This is a genomic window from Novosphingobium lentum NBRC 107847 (genome assembly GCF_001590965.1).
In the GTDB taxonomy this organism is placed as follows: domain Bacteria; phylum Pseudomonadota; class Alphaproteobacteria; order Sphingomonadales; family Sphingomonadaceae; genus Novosphingobium; species Novosphingobium lentum.
Genome location: NZ_BCTW01000009.1, coordinates 95,507 through 114,885, shown reverse-complemented (window position 1 = coordinate 114,885; position 19,379 = coordinate 95,507). Strand labels below are relative to the sequence as shown.

The following is a 19,379-nucleotide window of genomic DNA, read 5'->3' as shown; positions in this document are numbered from 1 at the left end:
GGCACCGCATTTTGGCGTGAGACTAGCGGGGAAATGGGGCGTGAACAGCCCCTATGAGATCGCCCGCCACCGTCGCGCGAAGATCAGGTGACGCGGGCGAGCAGGCGGCGTAAGGCCCGTCCATGCCCGCCAGACCGCCATCCAAGCCGCCCTCGCGCACGCCTTCGCGCTCCCCGTCCCGCAACGAGGACGCCAGCCGCCGCCGCAAGCTGCCCGAACGCGGCGAAACCGTGCCGGGCGAACGCTACAAGCCGCGCGTTCCGACATCCGGGCCACGTGCCCCGGCCACGCCGAAGGATGCCAGCCTGCCGCCCCGGGATGGCGAGCGTATCGCCAAGCTGCTCGCTCGCGCCGGGATCGCCTCGCGCCGCGAGGTCGAGCGGATGATCGCCGATGGCCGGGTCAAGCTCAATGGCACGGTGATCGATACGCCCGCCACGGTGCTGCTCAACTTGCGCGGCGTCGCGGTCGATGACAAGCCGGTCGCCCCGCCCGCTGCTGCCCGCCTGTTCCGGTTTCACAAGCCGGCGGGCCTGATCACGGCAGAGCGCGATCCGGCGAAGCGGCCGACGATCTACGATGCGCTGCGCAACGCGCTGCCCACTGGCACGCCGCGCATGATGCCGGTCGGCCGGCTCGATCTCAACACCGAAGGCCTGCTGCTGCTGACCAATGACGGCGAGCTGAAACGGGCGATGGAACTGCCCGCCAGCGGCATCCCCCGCACCTATCGCGCCCGGACCTATGGCGATGTCACCCAGTCGCAGCTCGAAGACCTGATGGACGGGATCGAGATCGAGGGCATGCGCTATGGTCCGATCGACGCCAACATGGAGCGGCGCACCGGGCGCAACCAGTGGATCGAACTGACGTTGACCGAGGGCAAGAACCGCGAAGTGCGGCGCGTGCTGGAATTTCTCGGGCTCGAAGTGTCGCGGCTGCTGCGGCTGGCGTATGGTCCGTTCCATCTGGAAGACCTGCCCCGTGGCGCTGCCGAAGAAGTGCGGCAGGTCGATGTCGAGCGGTTCCGCAAGGGTCTGGGCGCGGAATGAGAATCGTTGCCGGGGAATGGCGTGGCCGCAAATTGCGGGCGCCCGACGGGGACGTGACTCGCCCCACTGCCGACCGCACCCGCGAAACGCTGTTCTCTATGCTGGTCAGTCGGCTGGGCACGCTCGAAGCGCTGAGCGTGGCCGATCTGTTTGCCGGATCGGGCGCGCTGGGGCTTGAAGCCTTGTCACGTGGTGCCGCATCGGCGCTGTTCGTCGAGCAGGACCCCGCCGCGATCCGCAGCCTGCGCACCAACATCGCCAGCCTGCAGGCGCAGGATCGCAGCGATGTGCGGGCCACGTCGGTGCTCGCGCTCGGCCCGGCCAAGGCGCCGGTTGACCTGATGCTGCTCGATCCGCCGTACGGCAGCGGTGCCGGACTGGTGGCGATCGATCGGCTGGCCCGGCTCGGCTGGATCGGCGAGGCGACCTGGGTCAGCCTGGAAACGCATATCGACGAAGTGGTCGATACCAAGTCATTCACGATCGAGGCGGACCGCAAGGTGGGCAAGGCCAGGATCAGCCTGTTGCGGCTGAAACCGAAGGCCTGATCCTTGTCGCAAAGGGGCGCGCCAGCAGCACGCCCGCCAGCGTCATCACCCCGGCAGCGCTGAGCAGCAGTCCGACGGGCCCCGCCCCACCCTGCACCGACAGCACTTGCGCCGCGATCGGCGCCAGCCCGCCGCCGACGATCCCGCCCGCGCTGAACGCGATCGATACGCCGGTGTAGCGCACCGGCACCGGAAACAGCGTGGGCAACCACGCACCCAGCGGGCCATAGACCATGCCCATCACGAACAACGCACCCGCCAGCGTCAGGAACACCGCACCAAGCGATCCGCTCGACAGGCCGCTGCCGAACACCAGCCCCAGCACGATCGTCAGCACCGCGCCGGCGATGAGCACGCGTCGCACGCTGATGCGATCGGCCGTGATCCCGGCCACCACGATACCCAGCGCGAGGAACAGGTTGGCTGCCAGCTGCACCGCCAGAAACCTCTCACGCGGATAGCCCAGCGTCGTCGTGCCATACGACAGCGCAAACGCGGTCGAGAGGTAGAAGATCGCAAAGGCGGCGATCGCGCCCGCGCTGCCCGCCAGCAGCGCCAGCGGATGATCGCGCAGCACGCGGCCGAGCGGTACGGGCGGCGGCGGCTCGTGCGCCAGCGCTGCCCGGAACGCGGGCGTTTCGGCGATGCGCAGCCGCACCCACAGCCCCAGGCCGACCAGCAACGCGCTGGCGAGGAACGGGATGCGCCAGCCCCACGCCGCGAAGTCCGCTTCGCTCAAGCAGGCGCCGAGCAGCAGGAACAAGCCATTGGCAGCCAGGAACCCCACCGGCGCGCCGAGCGGCGGGGCCGAGCCGAACCGGTTTTCCCAGCCCGGCGGCGCGTTTTCCACCGCGAGCAGCGATGCGCCGCCCCATTCGCCACCCAGCCCGAAACCCTGCCCGAAGCGCAGCACGCACAGCAGCAGCGGCGCCAGCCCGCCGACCATCGCATACGTCGGCAGGAACGCGATCAGCAGCGTCGATCCGCCCATCAGCATCAGTGAGGCGACCAGCGTCGATTTGCGCCCGATGCGATCGCCGAAATGGCCGAACGCGATCGCCCCCACCGGACGGGCGACGAACGCCAGCCCAAAGCTCATGAACGCGAACAGCTTTTGCGCCTGGGCCGATTCCGCCGGAAAGAACAGCGGCCCGAACACCAGCGCGGCGGCGGTGGCGTAGATATAGAAATCGTAGAACTCCACCGCCGTCCCGGAGAGGCTGGCGGTAAGGATACGGGCGTGGGTGCGCAGCGGTCCGCGCGGCGAATCGGTCACCACCGGCGCGCCCCGATACCCGGCAATCGGATCGCCACAAACCGCGCAATTGCGTCGAAGTTGACGAAGTTTACACACCCCTGCCCAGCGATCGAGCCCTCCCCCGAACCGCCCATTCCGGGGCCGTGCGGCGCGTGTCGAACAGGCGAAAGACGATCATGCATCCCGCCACCTTGGCAGCGGCACGGCGAGTAGGACAGCGAAAAGGGCGCCGGTTGCCCGACGCCCTTCCCTGCGACCCTGTGAAGGGCTCTTACATCAGCTTCAGGAGGTTTTACGCCCTGTGCCGCTTGTGATTGACGGCGCGACTCTTGCCGGGCGCGCCCCCTTCACCGGGGTTCTGGCAATTGTCCTGCCCCTTGCTGGTGCAGATCGGATAGCTCTTGTTCATCGCTTCGGCCGGAGCCTGCGTCAGCGCGCCCTTGTAAGGCCCGGCGGCATAGCCGGGGTCCGCAGGCTGGGCGGGCGGCACAGCACTGTCAGCGGTCGCCGGAGCAGGCGGGGTAGCCGTGGCCGCCTGGTCCGATCCCACCGGGTTGGCCTGCATTTGCGGTGTGGCATCGTTCGAAGCCATCTCGGTCGGTGCGGCGCTGTCGGGCGCTGCTGGCACCGGAGCGGTGCTGTCGGCCATCGGCGCCGAGCCCGGCGGCGTTGCGGCAGCGTCGGCACCGGCAGCCGGGGCCGGCGCAGCGGCGGCGCTGGCAGCGGGCGCGGCACCAGCTGCGGCGGGCGGCGGCGATCCGGCAAGTTGCGCCTCGATCGACGTCCACGTCGTGGTGCGCTGATCGGGCGTCATGGCATATATCTGGCCGCGCTGTTCATCGGTCAGCGCCCACCAGCCTTTCTGCTGGGTGGCCGAAAGCGTCCAGAAATAGCCCTGATAGGTCGCCGGCCAGGCATCGTACTTGGCCTTGAGGTCCGCCGGCCAACCGCTGTATGTCGCTTTCTGCGCCGCCGTCATGGCGGGTGCGGCGGCAGCGGCCGGCGCGGGGGAAGAAGACTGGGCGCCGGCGACCGACGGCAGGGTGGCTGCGGCGAGCGCAAGCGCGCTCACGCAAAGAAATTTGCGCATTTTTTAATCTCCATGCGATCTGAGGATTTGCACGAAATACGCTGGGCAAGCGGTACGGTTCCGCGTTCTCGGCGGACCGGTGGATCGTCGCGACCAGCTGCAGTGGTCGATCGGGACGAAATGACTTCAGTCCGAGGTCCGACCCGAACCAGATTGGCATCCAATGCGGGTACCAAAAATTAAACCCTGCGCACTAGATCGGGCTTGTTCGAAAAGGCGGGGGCGTCGGTGGACATCGTAAGACAGATTGCCAGGTACATGTTCGCCGCGATCGCGTTGGTGTGGCTGCTGTCCATTGGATCGTGCGTGCTGCTGGGCGCGGGCGCCGGATATGCGGTGGATGCCGCAAGCAAGTCGGAACTGGCCCACCGTGTCGGCAAGCGCGCCGACGAATACGAGCTGAAACAGCACAACGAGATCGCCAATCGCGAGGCCAGCGTGCACACGCGCGACGATTATGTGCGGGACTACGACCAAAACTATTGATCGCACGCCCCTTGTAGAGCGCGCCCACGTTCCCTAATCGTTCCAGGTGACTTTACCTGCAGAACAGACCGACCCGTTGATCGCGGGACTGAACGCGCCGCAGCGCGACGCCGTGCTCGCCACCGAAGGCCCGGTGCTGATGCTGGCGGGCGCGGGCACCGGCAAGACCGCCGCGCTGACCGCACGGCTGGCGCACATCCTGCGCTCGCGCCTCGCCTGGCCGAGCGAGATCCTGTGCGTGACCTTCACCAACAAGGCGGCGCGCGAAATGCGCGAGCGCGTGGGCCGGCTGATCGGCCCGGGGGTGGAAGGCGTGCCGTGGCTGGGCACGTTCCACTCGGTCGCCGCCAAGATGCTGCGCCGCCATGCCGAACTGGTCGGTTTGCAGTCCAACTACACGATCATCGACACCGACGACCAGCTGCGCCTGCTGAAGCAGCTGATCCAGGCCGAAGGGCTGGACGAAAAGCGCTGGCCGCCCAAGCAGCTGGCCGGGCTGATCGATCGCTGGAAGAACCGCGGGCTCAATCCCGCCGATCTCGATGCGGGCGAGAACGAGGCGTATGCCAACGGGCGCGGGCAGGAATTCTATCGCCTGTACCAGGACCGGCTCAAGACGCTCAACGCCTGCGATTTCGGCGATCTGCTGCTGCACATGCTCAACATTTTCCGCACCCACCGCGACGTGCTCGAGCAATATCAGCAGCGCTTCAAGTACATCATGGTGGACGAATACCAGGACACCAACGCGGTGCAGTACCTGTGGCTGCGGCTGCTGGCGCAGGCGCGCAAGAACATCTGCGTGGTGGGTGACGACGACCAGTCGATCTATTCATGGCGCGGCGCAGAAGTGGCCAATATCCTGCGGTTCGAAAAGGATTTTACCGGCGCCAAGGTGGTCAAGCTGGAACAGAACTACCGCTCCACGCCCGATATCCTGGCGGCGGCCTCCGGCCTGATCGGGGCCAATTCGGAACGGCTCGGCAAGACGTTGTGGACCGAGGCGAGCGGCGGCGACAAGGTCCGCGTGATCGGGGTGTGGGACGGCCCGGAGGAAGCGCGCCGGGTGGGCGAGGAGATGGAGCGGCTCGAACGCGAAGGCGCCAGCCTTGATGCGTTGGCGATCCTCGTGCGCGCCTCGTTCCAGACCCGCGAGTTCGAAGATCGTTTCATACAAATCGGCCTCAACTACCGGATAGTAGGTGGTTTTCGTTTCTACGAACGTGCCGAGATCCGCGATGCGCTGGCCTATCTGCGGCTGGTGGCGCAGCCCGCCGACGATCTGGCGTTCGAGCGGATCTACAACACCCCCAAGCGCGGGTTGGGCGACAAGACGTTGGAAAAGATGCACCGCCACGCCCGCGCGCGGCAGATGCCGCTGGCCGCCGCAGCGCTCGAACTGTGCGACACCGATGAACTGCCGACGCGCGCGCGCAACACGCTGGGCGCGCTGATGCGCGACTTCCTGCGCTGGCGCGATGCCGCCGCCACGCTGGTCCCCGCCGAACTGGTGCGCACGATCCTCGACGAGAGCGGCTACACCACCGCATTGCAGGCTGAGCGCAGCGTGGAGGCGTCGGGACGGCTGGAAAACCTGTCCGAACTCGCGCGCGCGATGGAGGAATACGCAACGCTGGGCGATTTTCTCGAACACGTCAGTCTGGTGATGGACAACGAGGCCGACGCCAGCGCCGAACGGATCACGGTGATGACGATCCACGCCGCCAAAGGGCTGGAGTTCGACCACGTGTTCCTGCCCGGCTGGGAAGAGGGCGTGTTCCCGTCGCAACGCGCGCTCGACGAAGGCGGCCTCGCCAGCCTCGAGGAGGAACGCCGCCTCGCCTATGTCGCGATCACCCGCGCGCGGCGGCGCTGCACGATCCTGCACGCGGCCAACCGCCGCATCTATGGCCAGTGGACCAGTTCGATCCCCTCGCGCTTCATCGCCGAATTGCCGCAGGACCATGTCGAGCAGGAGACCACGCTGTCGGGCGGGGCATCGCTATGGCGCGCCAACTGGTCCGAACAGGGCGATCCGTTCGCGCACCTTGCCCGCGACGCACCGGGTCGCACGCAAACGCGCGGTCCGGGCTGGCAGCGCGCGGTCGCGACCGGCTACGATGCCACGCCCAAACGCTTGGCCGAACCCGGACGCAGCGCCGCCAGCTTCGCCGCCAAGCCACGGGCCGACATCGCGGTGGGCGCGCGCGTGTTCCACGACAAGTTCGGGTACGGCACCGTCGCGGCGCAGGAAGGCAACAAGCTGGAGATCGACTTCGAAAGCGCCGGCCGCAAGCGCGTGATCGACAGCTTCGTGAAGCTGGCGTGACACCCGTGCGGACTTGACCGACGTGTCATGCGTCCCCGCGAAGGCGGGGACCTCAGGCATTTGAAGCCCGTTTCCGCCTGACGCCCCCGCCTTCGCGGGGGCCGCAGCAAACGCCTCGCTAGGCCTTACAGCGCCGAGACGTTGAGGAAGCCCGGGACCGGGCCGTTCCACGTCTCGGTATCGGCCACCATGCTGGCAGCGGGACGCGGCGCGGGTACGGCATCGGCGATGATCGCGTCACGGCGCGGACGATCGGCGCGCGGTGCGCGGCGGGGACGTTCGGCTGACGCTTGCGCGGTCACGAGTTCAGGCTCGATGTTTTCCATGGGGCGATCGACCGGGCTGTCGATCACCAGATCGGCCTCGACATCGGCAGCGCGCGGCGCACGTTCGGCACGCGGTGCACGTTCTGGCCGGGGTTCGCGCTCGGCACGCGGTTCACGTTCAGCCCGAGGCTCGCGCTCGGCCCTTGGTTCTCTTTCAGCCCTGGGCGCGCGGGGTTCACGCGGGGCGCGGGCGCTGCGGGCGGGCTTTTCGCGCTCGCTGTCGCCCGATGCCGGTTCGGCAGCAGCCGCGCCGTCGCCAGAACCACCGAGCGTGTATTCGGGGATCTTGCCGCCGGTCAGCTTTTCGACATTGTCGATCGCTTCGGCATCTTCAGGCGCGACGAACGTGAACGCGCGACCGGTGGCCCCGGCCCGGCCCGTGCGGCCGATGCGGTGGACGTAGTCGTCGGGGTGCCACGGCGTGTCGAAGTTGAACACGTGGCTCACGCCCTTCACGTCCAGCCCGCGCGCGGCGACGTCGGACGCGACGAGGATGTTGATCGAGCCGTCCTTGAACCGGTTCAGTTCGGCAATGCGTGACGACTGGTCCATGTCGCCATGGATTTCACCCGCCATGAAGCCGTAGCTTTTCAGGCTCTTGGCCAGTTCGCGCACCGTGGTCTTGCGGTTGCAGAACACGATCGCGGTGGTGACGTTGTCGGTCTTGAGCAGCGTACGCAGCACATCGCGCTTGCCGCGCGAGGTGACCTTGACCTTGTGCTGGGCGATGTTGAGGTTCGAACTCGCCGGACGAGAGACCTCGATGTACTTGGGGTTGCTGAGGAACTTGTCCGCCAGCTTCTTGATCGGCGGCGGCATCGTGGCCGAGAACAGCAGCGTCTGGCGGTTGGCCGGCAGCTTGGTGCAGATTTCCTCGATATCGGGGATGAACCCCATGTCGAGCATGCGATCGGCTTCGTCGATCACCAGCAGATTGCAGTCGTTGAGCAGGATCTTGCCGCGACCGAACAGGTCCATCAGCCGGCCCGGCGTCGCGATCAGCACGTCGACGCCCTTTTCCAGCGCCTTGACCTGGTCGCCCATCTGCACGCCGCCGATCAGCAGCGCCATCGACAGCTTGCTGTTGGCGCCGTACTTCTCGAAATTCTCTGCAACTTGCGCCGCAAGTTCGCGCGTGGGCTCGAGAATCAGCGAGCGCGGCATGCGCGCGCGGGCGCGGCCGTGCGACAGGACATCGATCATCGGCAGCACGAAGCTGGCGGTCTTGCCCGTGCCGGTCTGCGCGATGCCGATGATGTCGCGCATCATCAGCACGCTGGGGATCGCCTGCGCCTGGATCGGCGTGGGCGTTTCATAGCCGGCATCGGTAACCGACTTGAGCAATTCGTCTGACAGGCCGAGATCGGCAAATTTCATGTGCTAGTATTTCCGGAATGGACAGGTCGCGCGCAATTCGGTTCGCGCATGCCCGCCGCCTGCGGATAAAGACCGCAGCGCTTCAATTGCGCGCTATGACGATTATCGCGCGAAAGTCAAGGAAGCGGGCGCGGTTGCCGCCGATCCGGACCACGCACCATGCGCCGGTTCAGTCGCCGGGGATCAGTTCGCGGAAGCGGCTGATCGAACAGCTGGCCCCGGCGCGTGAATGGAGCATGTCGCGCCCGGCGCACAACATCCCGTCGGCGGTGCGCTCAAGGTAAAAGCCCGAATAGAAGTCGCGGGCGTTGCAGCTTTTTTCCAGGCTGGCGCCGATCGTGCGCTGGTCGCGCATAAACAGCATGAGCCGGTCGTTCTCACCGATCTGCACCCCGGCGATGCCGCCCACCGACAGGCATTTTGCGGTCTTGCGTTCGTAGAACCGGGGACCGGACGGCAGATCGGGCATGCCGGCGAACATGTCGCGCATCGGGAAGCCCGGTCCACCGGGTCCGCGCGGGGCGATGCGGATGATCATGCGCTGTTCGATGCGGACCTGGTCCCAGCGATCCTGCGCCATCGCGTCCGACATCATGCCCCGCGCCGGGCCATCGGGCGAAGCCAGCGGCGGGCCATCGGCCTCGCTCGCGCCCGGCCACGGATCGACCAGCGATGCGTCGTCCGATTGGTCCAGCAGCCCGCCACCCAACGCGATCCCGGCACCCGGAGTCGTCGCCCCGTCGCCGGGCGGAACCGGCAGCAGCAGCGCCAGCGGCGCAAGGAAGTGGACAAGGCTGGGCATCGGTGCTCTGGCGGCTCTTCTCGATTCATGTCGCGCGAACCGCCCCTTACGGTTCGCATGCGAAGCTGCCCGCATACATCGTGCGCTTGAACACCCGCTTAACTTCGCGCGGAATAAAAAGGAATTGCCGCCGGCACGACGTGACCGTAGCCATCCCCAATGCGCGAGGCGTTTCTTCAACAGGCAGCGGCGCTGCTTGGCCCCAAGGGTCTGACCGACGATGCCGATGCGATGGCGCCGTGGCTGACCGACTGGCGCGGGCGCTTCACCGGGCGGGCGCTGGCGATGGCCTCGCCCGCCAGCACCGCCGAGCTTTCCGCGCTGGTCAAACTGTGCGCCAGCCATGGCGTGCCCATCGTGCCGCAAGGCGGCAACAGCGGCATGTCGGGCGGAGCAACGCCGGATGAGAGCGGTGTCGCGTTGATCGTATCGCTGCGGCGCATGGCGGCGATTCGGCAGATCGACCCGGCAGCGCGGACCGCAACCTGCGAAGCGGGCGTAATCCTGCAAGTGCTGCACGAAGCAGCCGAGGCGCAAGGCTTGCGCTTTCCGCTGTCGCTGGGCGGCAAGGGATCGGCCACCGTCGGCGGCCTGATCTCGACCAACGCCGGCGGCACGCAAGTGCTGCGCCATGGATCGATGCGCGCGTTGGTGCTGGGACTGGAAGCGGTGCTGGCCGATGGCGCGGTGTTCGATGCGCTGGTGCCGCTGAAGAAAGACAATCGCGGGTTCGATCTCAAGCAGTTGCTGATCGGGTCCGAAGGCACGCTGGGCATCGTCACCGCCGCCGCGCTCAAGCTGGAACCGGCGATCGCCGCGCGCGCCGTGTTGTGGGCGGGGCTCGATTCGCTGGCCAAGGCGCGCGAGCTGCTGCTGCTGGCACAGCGGCAGGCGGGCCCGGCGCTCGAAGGGTTCGAAGTGATGCCGGCGCATAGCCTGGCGGCGGTGATCGCCCACCTTCCCGGCGCGCGCGCGCCGCTGGCGGGCGAGCATAACTGGCACGCGCTGATTGAACTGGTCGCCGATGCCGATGGCGGCGATGTGCTGCCGGCCCGCGCCGAACAGTTGCTCGAAACCGCGTTCGAGCAAGGCCTGATTGCCGACGCCACGATCGCGGCGAGCGAGGACCAGGCCGAGCGCCTGTGGCTGCTGCGCGAAAGCGTGGCGCCCGCCGAACGCGCGCAGGGCCCGGCGGTGCAGCACGACATTTCCGTGCCGGTCGACCGGATGCCCGCGTTCGTGGACGCCGCGGTCCCGGCGATCGAGGCGGCGTGGCCGGGGACGCGCGCGGTCGGCTTCGGCCATCTTGGCGACGGCAACATCCACTTCCATGTGATCGCGCCGCTGGGTGCCGATCCGGTCGCGTGGCAGGCAGGCGACGGCAAGGCGATCAGCCGGGAGGTGCACGACATCGTCACCCAGTGGGGCGGCTCGATTTCCGCCGAGCATGGCATCGGGCAGCTCAAGCGCGACGAACTGGCGCGGCTGGGCGATCCGGTGGCGCTGTCGCTGATGCGCCGCGTGAAGGCCGCGCTCGACCCGCAGGGGCTGCTCAACCCGGGCAAGCTGCTGTAGCGATGTTTCCGCAGGTGGGGAAAACGGCAGCATGTCAGCTTGGCTGAAACAGGCGCGCACCGCGCAAACCTTGCGCTAGGCCCGCCATATCCCTAATAGCCGCCGCTCCCCGTCCGCCAGCGAAACGCCATGCTGGTCGCGATGCTGATTTTTCCGGAGAGACGACAATGGCCAGCGCGCCGCAAGCCAACCTGCCGATGTTCTATAACGACCTGATGCCGCTCAACAGCCGCGATCACGCGAACTGGAAGATGCAGGGCAGCGAAACCGCCCCGTGGCTGGTCGGCTTTCACGCCATCCCGCTCACCGCCGAAGAATTTCCGCAGGCAGGCCGTCACTTCCCGATCATCTTCGCCAGCGGCGACAACCCGGTGCCGTTGGGCCTGATGGGCCTCAACGAAGGCGTCAACGTGTTCGTCGATGCCACTGGCAAGGTGACGCAGCCCGTGTACCTGCCCGCTTACGCGCGCCGCTATCCGTTCCTGCTGGCCAAGCTGAACCCTGAATCGGACGAGCTTTCGCTGTGTTTCGATCCCACCACCAACCTGATCGGCGAAGGCGGTGACGGCGAGGCGCTGTTTGACGGCGACCAGCCGTCCGAAGCGACCAAGAGCGCGCTGGCGTTCTGCGAACAGTTCGAACAGGCTGGCCAGCGCACGCAGGCGTTCATCGACGAACTGGTCAAGCACGACCTGCTGATGGAAGGCGAAGTCGCCATCCAGCAGCCCGGCATCGAACAGCCCTACATCTATCGCGGGTTCCAGATGGTGAACCAGGACAAGCTGCGCGAGATGCGCGGCGACGTCCTGCGCGGCTGGTCGCAAAGCGGGCTGCTGCCGCTGCTGTATGCGCACATCTTCTCGCTTGAGCTGATGAGCAACATCTTCGGCATGCAGGTGGCCCAGGGCACCGGCCCCGTGCCGCAGATCGTGATCCCCGAAACCGTCTGAAACAAAAAGTTCACAATCGTATCAAGCACGAACATTGTCGGTATTGGCCGCCAACAAGTTTCGCTTGCGACGAACAGTGACAATTGACCCCTTGCGCCGGCAGATACGCCGGACTATCTAGTGGGTGTTGCGCCGGTGCTCCCCTCATGGCCCGGTGTGACTGGTGCACTTTGTGCACCTCCTCCCTGAACCTTGGCCACCTGGTGTTAACGCACCAGGTGGTTTTTTCTTGGTACTGGCCGGGGACGGCGGGACCGTTCACCTCGATCACGCTCGCGACTCGCCCGATTGCAGGGCGCCGCAGTGTTATTCTGCGGCGTCGCGGATCATGGGCGCGCCGCCAGCGTCGCCACCCAGCGCTGCGACATCGCCCGCCAGCCGCTGTACCAGCCCCACCAGCAGATCGACCATTTCGGCAAAGCGCGGGCCCGGCTCGGCCAGCCGCGAATCGAGATAGCACTGGCGATCGATCTCCAGCTGCAACGCATGGACGCCCTCGCCGCGCCGGGCATGGCGTTCCAGCACATATCCGCCGGCATACGGCCGGTTGTGCGCCGCGCGGCGGCCAATCTCGGCGAAATAGGAAAATGCCTCGGCGATCAGGGCGCCGTCGCAGGCCACGCCGAATCGGTCACCCACGACGAATTCGGGCGACGGTTCGTTGCTACGCGCGGGCAGCGGCGGCATCGAATGCAGGTCGATCAGCAACGCGGCGCCCCAGCGCGCATGCAGCGCGTGCAGCGTTTCGGCCAGCGCGGCGTGATAGGGAACGTGGACGCCGGCAATGCGATCGTCGAGCTCGGCGTGGTCCATGCGGCGCTTCCACAACTCGCCCAGACCGGGCAGCCGGCGCGGCACCAGCCCCAGCCCGCTGCGCGCGCGGCGGCCGAACGAGGCGACGGGCATAGCCGAGGCATCGGGCGCGGGCATGCCCATCATGTCCCAGTCGATATCGTCGGTCGCGCGGTTGAGGTCGATCAGCGCGCGCGGGGCATGGGCGACCAGCAGCGCCGCCCCGGTGCGGCGCGCCACAGCATCGGCCAGGAGATCGACAAAGCGGTCTTCCAGCCGTGGCGCGGCGAACGCGGGATTGCGCATCCGGTCGAGCAGCGTGGAGGCATAGGCGCGGCCCGCGTGCGGCACCGCGATCAGCACCGGGATCGGCGATGCCGCGCTGCGCCGCAACGAGTAGGCGGGAACGCCGGGATGGCCGGGGACGATACCGCCCTGCACCAGCTGCGAATCGTCCGCGTTGTCACTCGCCTTGGTCATGGACCGACGCTGCCGATGATTCGCGCCCGTGTCAAAGATGGCCACCGTCACACCGACACTATAACCAAGATGGCAGAATTTTAACTTCAACAGGTGTATGACGTTTCGAACCAGCCGGAATCGATCGCCCGCTACGCGCCCGATGCCGTGCTTCGCCGCCCGACCAACACGCCAAACCAACAATGCAGGGTGCCAATGCTGCGGATACTTCTCGCCGAAGACGAAGAGGCCATGCGGGCCTACCTGGCACGCGCGCTGGAGAACGCCGGCTATAGCGTGACGGCGGTCGATCGCGGGACCGCGGCCGTGCCGCTGCTCGAGGCCGAGCATTTCGACCTGCTGCTGTCCGACATCGTTATGCCCGAAATGGATGGCATCGAGCTGGCGCAGCGCTGTGCCGAGATCAGCCCATCGACCAAAGTCATGTTCATCACCGGCTTTGCAGCGGTAACCCTGAAGGCCAACCGCGAGGCGCCGCGTGCGCGGGTGCTGTCCAAGCCGTTCCACTTGCGCGACCTGGTGCTGGAAGTGGAACGTGTGTTCGAGGACCAGGCGATGACGGGGTCGATTTAACGGGATTGCCGTCAAATGCGCTGCAGGCGCATTTGACGGCACCCAAGCGCCCTTGCAAGCTTGCTTCCCGCTCGCTAAGGGGCTGCTTCGCCGCGCCGGAAGGCGTCGCGACGCGACTGGTTCGGGCGTATAGCTCAGTGGTAGAGCACTATGTTGACATCGTAGGGGTCGCAAGTTCAATCCTTGCTACGCCCACCATTCGCAAGACCGGCAACGGTTGAAGAAAAGGCCCCGCACTGCGGGGCCTTTTTCGTTGCGCGGCAGGGGCCCTCGCCGCCTGCACGCCATGGCCCCGGCGCTACTGCCCCGACCAGTTCGGCTTGCGCTTTTCGGCAAAGGCGGTGGCGCCTTCGCGCGCGTCGGCCGAGGCGAACACCGGGCGGATGTATTCGTCCTGCTTCGTCCACATCTCGGCATCCGACCACGTGTGCGAATCGCGGATCACGCCCTTGGCGGCGATCAGCGCCAGCGGCCCGTTCTGGGCGATCCGCGCGGCCAGTTCCATGGCACCTTCGAGCGCCGGGCCTTCGGTCACGCGGTTGACGAAGCCCAGTTCATAAGCGCGGCGCGCGTCGATGAAATCGCCCGTCAGCGCCAGTTCCATCGCGATGCGCGGGGGAATCTGGCGCGGCAGCTTGATCAGCCCGCCCGCCGCCGCTGCCAGCCCGCGCTTGGCTTCGGGGATGCCGAACTTCGCGCCCGCGCTGGCGACGATCAGGTCGCACGACAGCGCCAGTTCCATGCCGCCCGCCAGCGCAAAGCCATCGACCGCCGCGATCACCGGCTTCTGCGGAGTCCATGATGACAGCGCACCGAACCCGCGCCCTTCGACCACCGGCGATTCACCGCGCAGGAAGCCCTTGAGGTCCATGCCCGAACAGAATGTGCCGCCCGCGCCGGTGAGGATCGCAACGCGCAGATCGGCATCCGCCTCAAGCCGGTCCATTGCCGCCGAGATTCCTTCGGCCGCAGCCTTGGTCATCGCGTTTTTCGCTTCGGGGCGGTTGATGGTGACGATAAGGACACCGTCGGCAACTTCGGTTAGCACTTCGGGTTCGCTCATCATGTCCACTCCCACGCCGTCGGTTTAATCGATCGGTTAAACCTTGCACGCGATCCGCCGCGCCTGTCCAGCCCGAAATGCCGCGATTTCTCGCGCCGCCCCGCCTTGCAAGGCGACGCTCGCGTGCTAAAGCGGCGGTAATCCCCGGGGCAAGAGACAGGACGGACATGGCCAAGATCAAGGTGAAAAACCCGATCGTCGAAATCGATGGCGACGAGATGACGCGCATCATCTGGGAATGGATCCGCGAGCGGCTGATCCTGCCCTATCTCGATGTTGACCTGAAGTATTACGATCTCTCGGTCGAAAAGCGCGACGAAACCAACGACAAGATCACGGTCGATGCGTCCAACGCGATCAAGCAGTACGGCGTGGGCGTGAAGTGCGCCACGATCACCCCCGACGAAGCCCGGGTCGAGGAATTCAAGCTCAAGAAAATGTGGAAGAGCCCGAACGGCACGATCCGCAACATCCTGGGCGGCGTGGTGTTCCGCGAACCGATCGTGATGCAGAACGTGCCCCGGCTGGTGCCCGGCTGGACCGACCCGATCGTGGTCGGCCGCCATGCGTTTGGCGATCAGTACAAGGCCACCGACTATCGCGTACCCGGCCCCGGCAAGCTGCGCCTCGTGTTCGAAGGCGACGACGGCACCGTGATCGACGAGGAAGTGTTCCAGTTCCCCTCGTCCGGCGTGGCTTTGGCGATGTACAACCTCGACGATTCAATCGCCGATTTCGCCCGCGCCAGCATGAACTACGCGCTCGATTGCGGCTGGCCGCTGTACCTTTCGACCAAGAACACCATCCTCAAGGCCTATGACGGGCGTTTCAAGGACCTGTTCGCCGAAGTGTTCGAGAACGAATTCGCCGAAAAGTTCAAGGCTGCCGGCATCACCTACGAACACCGCCTGATCGACGACATGGTCGCCTCCGCCCTGAAGTGGAGCGGCAAGTTCGTGTGGGCGTGCAAGAACTACGACGGCGACGTGCAGTCCGATACCGTGGCGCAGGGCTTCGGCTCGCTGGGCCTGATGACCTCGGTGCTGCTGTCGCCCGATGGCAAGACGATCGAGGCCGAAGCGGCGCACGGCACCGTGACGCGCCACTATCGCATGCACCAGCAGGGCAAGGCGACCTCGACCAACCCGATCGCCTCGATCTTCGCGTGGACGCGCGGCCTGATCTATCGCGGCAAGTTCGACGATACGCCCGAAGTGGTGCGCTTTGCCGAAACGCTCGAAAAGGTCTGCGTCGATACCGTCGAAAGCGGCAAGATGACCAAGGATCTCGCGATCCTGATTGGTCCCGACCAGCCGTGGATGACCACCGAGAAGTTCTTCGACGCGATCGTCGAGAACCTCGAAACCGCGATGGCCGACTGACAAACGCGGGCTGCCCTTAACCGGGCAGCCCGACTGTTGCGCTTCAACCCACGATTTCCTGTTTCAGATTGAGTCTGAGACCCTGCGTCCGTTCGTGTCGAGCGTAGTCGAGACACCGCGCGACATGTCTCGACTTCGCTCGACACGAACGGCAATTGGTGTGTCGTTCAATCAGCGCCCGGTCAGGCCTCCCCCCAATCAGCCAATCGGCGAGCGGACGTGTTCCATGCGGATGCCGTGGCCGATCAGGTAGCCCGGAATCTGGCGCAGCAGCGGGAAGCGGTTCAGCAGGCGCAGCAGTGCTGGCGGTTCACCCGGAAGCCCGCCGTTCCCTGCGATCAACGGCTGCAGTATCCGTTCGTGCGCCTGGCGTTGCGCGCCCTGAATCAGGCGCGTGGGCAGCATCCGCCGGTCCTGGACCTTGTGCAGCAGTGCATCGACGTCCTCGCCCGCCGCCAGCGGCGCGGCCAGCGTGTTGGCGGCGCAGACCGCGTCCTGGATCGCCAGGTTGATGCCGATCCCGCCCACCGGGCTCATCGCGTGCGCCGCATCGCCGATCGCCAGCAGGCCCGGACGGTGCCATGACGTCAGCCGGTCGAGCGACACCGACAGCAGTTTCACCGCATCGAAATCGGGCAGCGCGGCCGCAAGATCGGGCAAGTCGGGCGCGGCGGCGCGCACATCATCGCGGAAGGCCGCGATCCCGCGCGCGATCACCGTGGTCGCGCTGCCCTTGGCAATCACGAACGCGCACTGCCAGTAATCGCCCCGGTCGATCAGCACGATCAGGCGGTGGCCGCGAATGGCGCCACGCAGGCGGTTGCCGACCTCGGCCTTGGGCACCGCGAACCAGAACACGTCGATCGGCGCGCCAAGGTCTTCCAGTGGCAGCGCATTGGTGCGTCGCACGATCGAATCGCGCCCGTCCGCTGCGATCACCAGCCGCGCATCCAGCGTGGTGCCGTCTTCGAGTCGAATCCCGGCGATTCGCTCGTCGCGCTCGACAAACGCCGCCACCGGCGCGTTCATGCGCAAGTCGAACGCGGGAAATGCGGCGGCCTCGTCGCGCAGGAAATCGAGGAAATGCCATTGCGGCATCATCGCGATGAACGGCGCCGCCATGTTCAGGTGCGACAGATCGCCGATCTGCAACAGCGTGCCGTTGTACGATATTTCCGCGCCATCGATACGGTGGTGCGGCCGGGCGAGGAAACGCTCCAGCAGCCCAAGTTCGCTCAAGGCCTGCATGGTCGAGGGGTGGACGGTATCGCCCCGAAAATCGCGGAAGAAATCGGCGTGCTTTTCCAGCACCGTGACCGCGACACCGGCGCGTGCGAGCAGGAAACCCGCCATCATCCCCGCCGGACCGCCACCGACGATGACCACATTGCCAGACCGATGGTCGGCCATATTGCCTGCCTGTTCGTGTTCCATGCCGTGACAAATAGTGCGACCTGCGGTTAGTTGCACGCATGTCCGGCCCCAGCACCCTTTCGCCCGCCTCCGCCCTGTCTGATGCGCTGGTGATTCTCGGCGCGGCGGGGATCGTGATCCCGGCGTTCGCGCGGTTCCGCATCACCCCGGTGATCGGGTTTATCCTGGTCGGCCTGCTGGTCGGCCCGTACGGCCTTGGCGCGATGGTGGAGAGCACCCCGTGGCTGGGCTACGTCACCATCACCAACCCCGATGCGATCGCGCCGTTCGCCGAATTCGGCATCATCCTGCTGCTGTTCGAGATCGGGCTGGAACTGTCGTTCGACCGGCTGTGGGCGATGCGGCGGCTGGTGTTCGGCATCGGTGCGCTGGAACTGTTCACCGCCGCCGCGCTGCTCGGGCTGGTGCTGATGATGATGGGCCAGCCGCTGGCCGGCGCGGCGGGGCTGGGGCTGGCGCTGGCGCTGTCGTCCACCGCGCTGGTGCTGCCGATCGCGGGCACGCACACGCCGGTCGGCAAGGCCGCGCTGGGCATGCTGCTGTTCGAGGATATCGCGCTGGTGCCGATCATCTTCCTGCTGGGCGCACTGGCGCCTTATGCGGCGGCCGAAGGCACGCCGAGCTTGTTCGACACGCTGTGGAGCGGCGCTCTGGTGATCCTGGTGATGCTGGTGTTCGGGCGCTTTGCCCTGCCCCGGTTGTTCAGCCAGGCGGCGCGGACCAAAAGCCCAGAACTGTTCCTCGCCGCGACGCTGCTGGTGGTGATCGCCGCCGCGCTGGCGACCTCGGCCGTCGGCCTCTCACCGATCATGGGAGCTCTGCTCGCCGGGCTGCTGATCGCCGAGACCGAATACCATGGCGAGGTCGAGGTCATCACCGCGCCGTTCAAGGGCCTGGCGCTGGGCGTGTTCCTCATCACCATCGGCATGGGCATCGACTTGCGCGTGGTGTGGCAGAACGCCGGGCCGCTGGCGGCAGGCGTGATCGGCGTGGTCGTGATCAAGGCGCTGGTCACCGGCTTCCTGCTGCGCGTGACCGGAGCAACCCGGGGCACCGCGACCGAAACCGGCATCCTGATGTCCAGCCCGTCCGAAACCACGCTGATCGTGCTGGCGGCGGCGACCGAGGCGCAGCTGATCCAGCCCGCCACCGCGCAGTTCTGGCAGATCGTGACCGCCATCGGCCTGACGATCACGCCGATGCTGGCCAAGCTGGGGCACAATGTGGCGCGGCGGATCGAAGGCGTGGAATCGGCGCGTGCCGATGCGCCCGACGCTGCCGACGATGCCGACCGCGCGGTGATCTTCGGCTTCGGCCGCGTCGGCCGGCTGATCGGGGAAATGCTCAACGTCCACGGCGCCCCGTTCGTGGCGATCGATTCGGACCCGACGCTGGTCGGGGAAGGCCGCGCCGAAGGGTTCCCGGTGATGTTCGGCAATGTCGCCAACGAAGCGATGATCGACAAGCTGGAGCTACCCAAGGCGCGCGCGCTGATCGTGACGATGGACGAGCCGGTGCTGGTCAGCCGCGTGGTCAAGAAGCTGCGCGCGGAACTGCCCAACCTGCCGATCATCGTGCGCGCGCGCGACACCCGCCACGCCGCCGAACTCTATCGCATCGGCGCGAGCCATGCCGTGCCCGAAACGCTGGAAAGCTCGCTCCAGCTGTCCGAAGCGGTGCTGGTCGATCTCGGCTTTGCGATGGGCCCGGTGATCGCCTCGATCCACGAAAAGCGCGACGAATTCCGCGCGCAGATCATGGAGGAAGGCCAGCTGACCGAAATGCCCAAGCTGAAGACGAGCAAACTGCGCGAGAAGACGGTTTAGCAGGTACTTGCGTCCCCGCGCAGGCGGGGACCTCGG

General features: G+C 66.6%; 16 protein-coding genes and 1 tRNA gene. 10 read left to right on the top strand and 7 right to left on the bottom strand.

Annotated features, from left to right (window positions below; translation table 11 throughout):
- The first annotated feature begins 122 nt into the window (after positions 1-122).
- Together NL2_RS09780 and rsmD are read left to right on the top strand one after the other, a co-directional pair.
- Positions 123-1,052 carry a pseudouridine synthase gene (locus NL2_RS09780; protein ID WP_084356010.1) on the top strand — a complete coding sequence of 310 codons (930 nt, stop codon included), beginning with the start codon at positions 123-125 and terminating at the stop codon, positions 1,050-1,052.
- Positions 1,049-1,600 carry a 16S rRNA (guanine(966)-N(2))-methyltransferase RsmD gene (gene rsmD, locus NL2_RS09775; RefSeq protein ID WP_068074194.1) on the top strand — a complete coding sequence of 184 codons (552 nt, stop codon included), beginning with the start codon at positions 1,049-1,051 and terminating at the stop codon, positions 1,598-1,600. Before NL2_RS09780 ends, rsmD begins: the two co-directional genes overlap by 4 nt.
- Here rsmD and NL2_RS09770 read toward each other — a convergent pair.
- A complete protein-coding gene (locus NL2_RS09770; protein WP_068074413.1) occupies positions 1,569-2,876 on the bottom strand; it encodes an MFS transporter in 1,308 nt (435 codons plus the stop codon). The two genes, rsmD and NL2_RS09770, sit on opposite strands and share 32 nt — an antisense overlap.
- A gap of 274 nt (positions 2,877-3,150) precedes the next feature.
- Positions 3,151-3,948, bottom strand: a complete 798-nt coding sequence (locus NL2_RS09765; protein ID WP_068074192.1) for a hypothetical protein — start codon at positions 3,946-3,948, stop codon at positions 3,151-3,153.
- A gap of 258 nt (positions 3,949-4,206) precedes the next feature.
- Here NL2_RS09765 and NL2_RS09760 point away from each other — a divergent pair, with 258 nt between their 5' ends.
- Complete coding sequence (locus NL2_RS09760; protein ID WP_068074190.1) at positions 4,207-4,434, top strand: hypothetical protein; 228 nt, start codon at positions 4,207-4,209, stop codon at positions 4,432-4,434.
- Positions 4,435-4,510: 76 nt separating this feature from the next.
- The gene (locus NL2_RS09755) at positions 4,511-6,763 is read left to right on the top strand and encodes an ATP-dependent helicase (RefSeq protein WP_245647641.1); all 2,253 of its coding nucleotides are present in this window, start codon (positions 4,511-4,513) and stop codon (positions 6,761-6,763) included.
- Between the two features lie 125 nt (positions 6,764-6,888).
- Here NL2_RS09755 and NL2_RS09750 read toward each other — a convergent pair whose 3' ends face one another.
- Together NL2_RS09750 and NL2_RS09745 are read right to left on the bottom strand one after the other, a co-directional pair.
- Positions 6,889-8,466 carry a DEAD/DEAH box helicase gene (locus tag NL2_RS09750; RefSeq protein WP_068074186.1) on the bottom strand — a complete coding sequence of 526 codons (1,578 nt, stop codon included), beginning with the start codon at positions 8,464-8,466 and terminating at the stop codon, positions 6,889-6,891.
- Positions 8,467-8,635: 169 nt separating this feature from the next.
- Positions 8,636-9,268, bottom strand: a complete 633-nt coding sequence (locus tag NL2_RS09745) for a hypothetical protein (RefSeq protein ID WP_068074184.1) — start codon at positions 9,266-9,268, stop codon at positions 8,636-8,638.
- Between the two features lie 159 nt (positions 9,269-9,427).
- Here NL2_RS09745 and NL2_RS09740 point away from each other — a divergent pair, with 159 nt between their 5' ends.
- Together NL2_RS09740 and NL2_RS09735 are read left to right on the top strand one after the other, a co-directional pair.
- Complete coding sequence (locus NL2_RS09740) at positions 9,428-10,843, top strand: FAD-binding oxidoreductase (RefSeq protein ID WP_068074182.1); 1,416 nt, start codon at positions 9,428-9,430, stop codon at positions 10,841-10,843.
- 167 nt (positions 10,844-11,010) lie between these two features.
- Positions 11,011-11,793 carry a SapC family protein gene (locus tag NL2_RS09735; protein ID WP_068074180.1) on the top strand — a complete coding sequence of 261 codons (783 nt, stop codon included), beginning with the start codon at positions 11,011-11,013 and terminating at the stop codon, positions 11,791-11,793.
- Positions 11,794-12,099: 306 nt separating this feature from the next.
- Here NL2_RS09735 and NL2_RS09730 read toward each other — a convergent pair whose 3' ends face one another.
- Complete coding sequence (locus tag NL2_RS09730) at positions 12,100-13,065, bottom strand: N-formylglutamate amidohydrolase (RefSeq protein WP_068074177.1); 966 nt, start codon at positions 13,063-13,065, stop codon at positions 12,100-12,102.
- Positions 13,066-13,260: 195 nt separating this feature from the next.
- Here NL2_RS09730 and cpdR point away from each other — a divergent pair, with 195 nt between their 5' ends.
- Together cpdR and NL2_RS09720 are read left to right on the top strand one after the other, a co-directional pair.
- A complete protein-coding gene (cpdR, locus tag NL2_RS09725) occupies positions 13,261-13,638 on the top strand; it encodes a cell cycle two-component system response regulator CpdR (RefSeq protein WP_068074407.1) in 378 nt (125 codons plus the stop codon).
- A 123-nt stretch (positions 13,639-13,761) separates the two neighbouring features.
- A tRNA-Val gene (locus NL2_RS09720) sits at positions 13,762-13,836 on the top strand.
- Between the two features lie 100 nt (positions 13,837-13,936).
- Here NL2_RS09720 and NL2_RS09715 read toward each other — a convergent pair.
- Entirely contained in the window at positions 13,937-14,701 is a 765-nt protein-coding gene (locus tag NL2_RS09715) for a crotonase/enoyl-CoA hydratase family protein (protein ID WP_068074404.1), read from the bottom strand.
- Between the two features lie 167 nt (positions 14,702-14,868).
- Here NL2_RS09715 and NL2_RS09710 point away from each other — a divergent pair, with 167 nt between their 5' ends.
- On the top strand, positions 14,869-16,083 hold the full coding sequence (locus NL2_RS09710; RefSeq protein ID WP_068074175.1) for an NADP-dependent isocitrate dehydrogenase: 1,215 nt from the start codon (positions 14,869-14,871) through the stop codon (positions 16,081-16,083).
- A 198-nt stretch (positions 16,084-16,281) separates the two neighbouring features.
- Here NL2_RS09710 and NL2_RS09705 read toward each other — a convergent pair whose 3' ends face one another.
- Positions 16,282-17,493 (bottom strand): FAD-dependent oxidoreductase, encoded by a 1,212-nt coding sequence (locus NL2_RS09705; protein ID WP_068074400.1) that lies wholly within the window; start codon positions 17,491-17,493, stop codon positions 16,282-16,284.
- Positions 17,494-17,555: 62 nt separating this feature from the next.
- On the opposite strand from NL2_RS09705, the gene NL2_RS09700 reads away from it, so the two are divergent.
- Positions 17,556-19,343, top strand: coding sequence for a cation:proton antiporter domain-containing protein (locus NL2_RS09700; RefSeq protein WP_068074172.1), 1,788 nt, complete (start codon positions 17,556-17,558; stop codon positions 19,341-19,343).
- Positions 19,344-19,379: the final 36 nt, after the last annotated feature.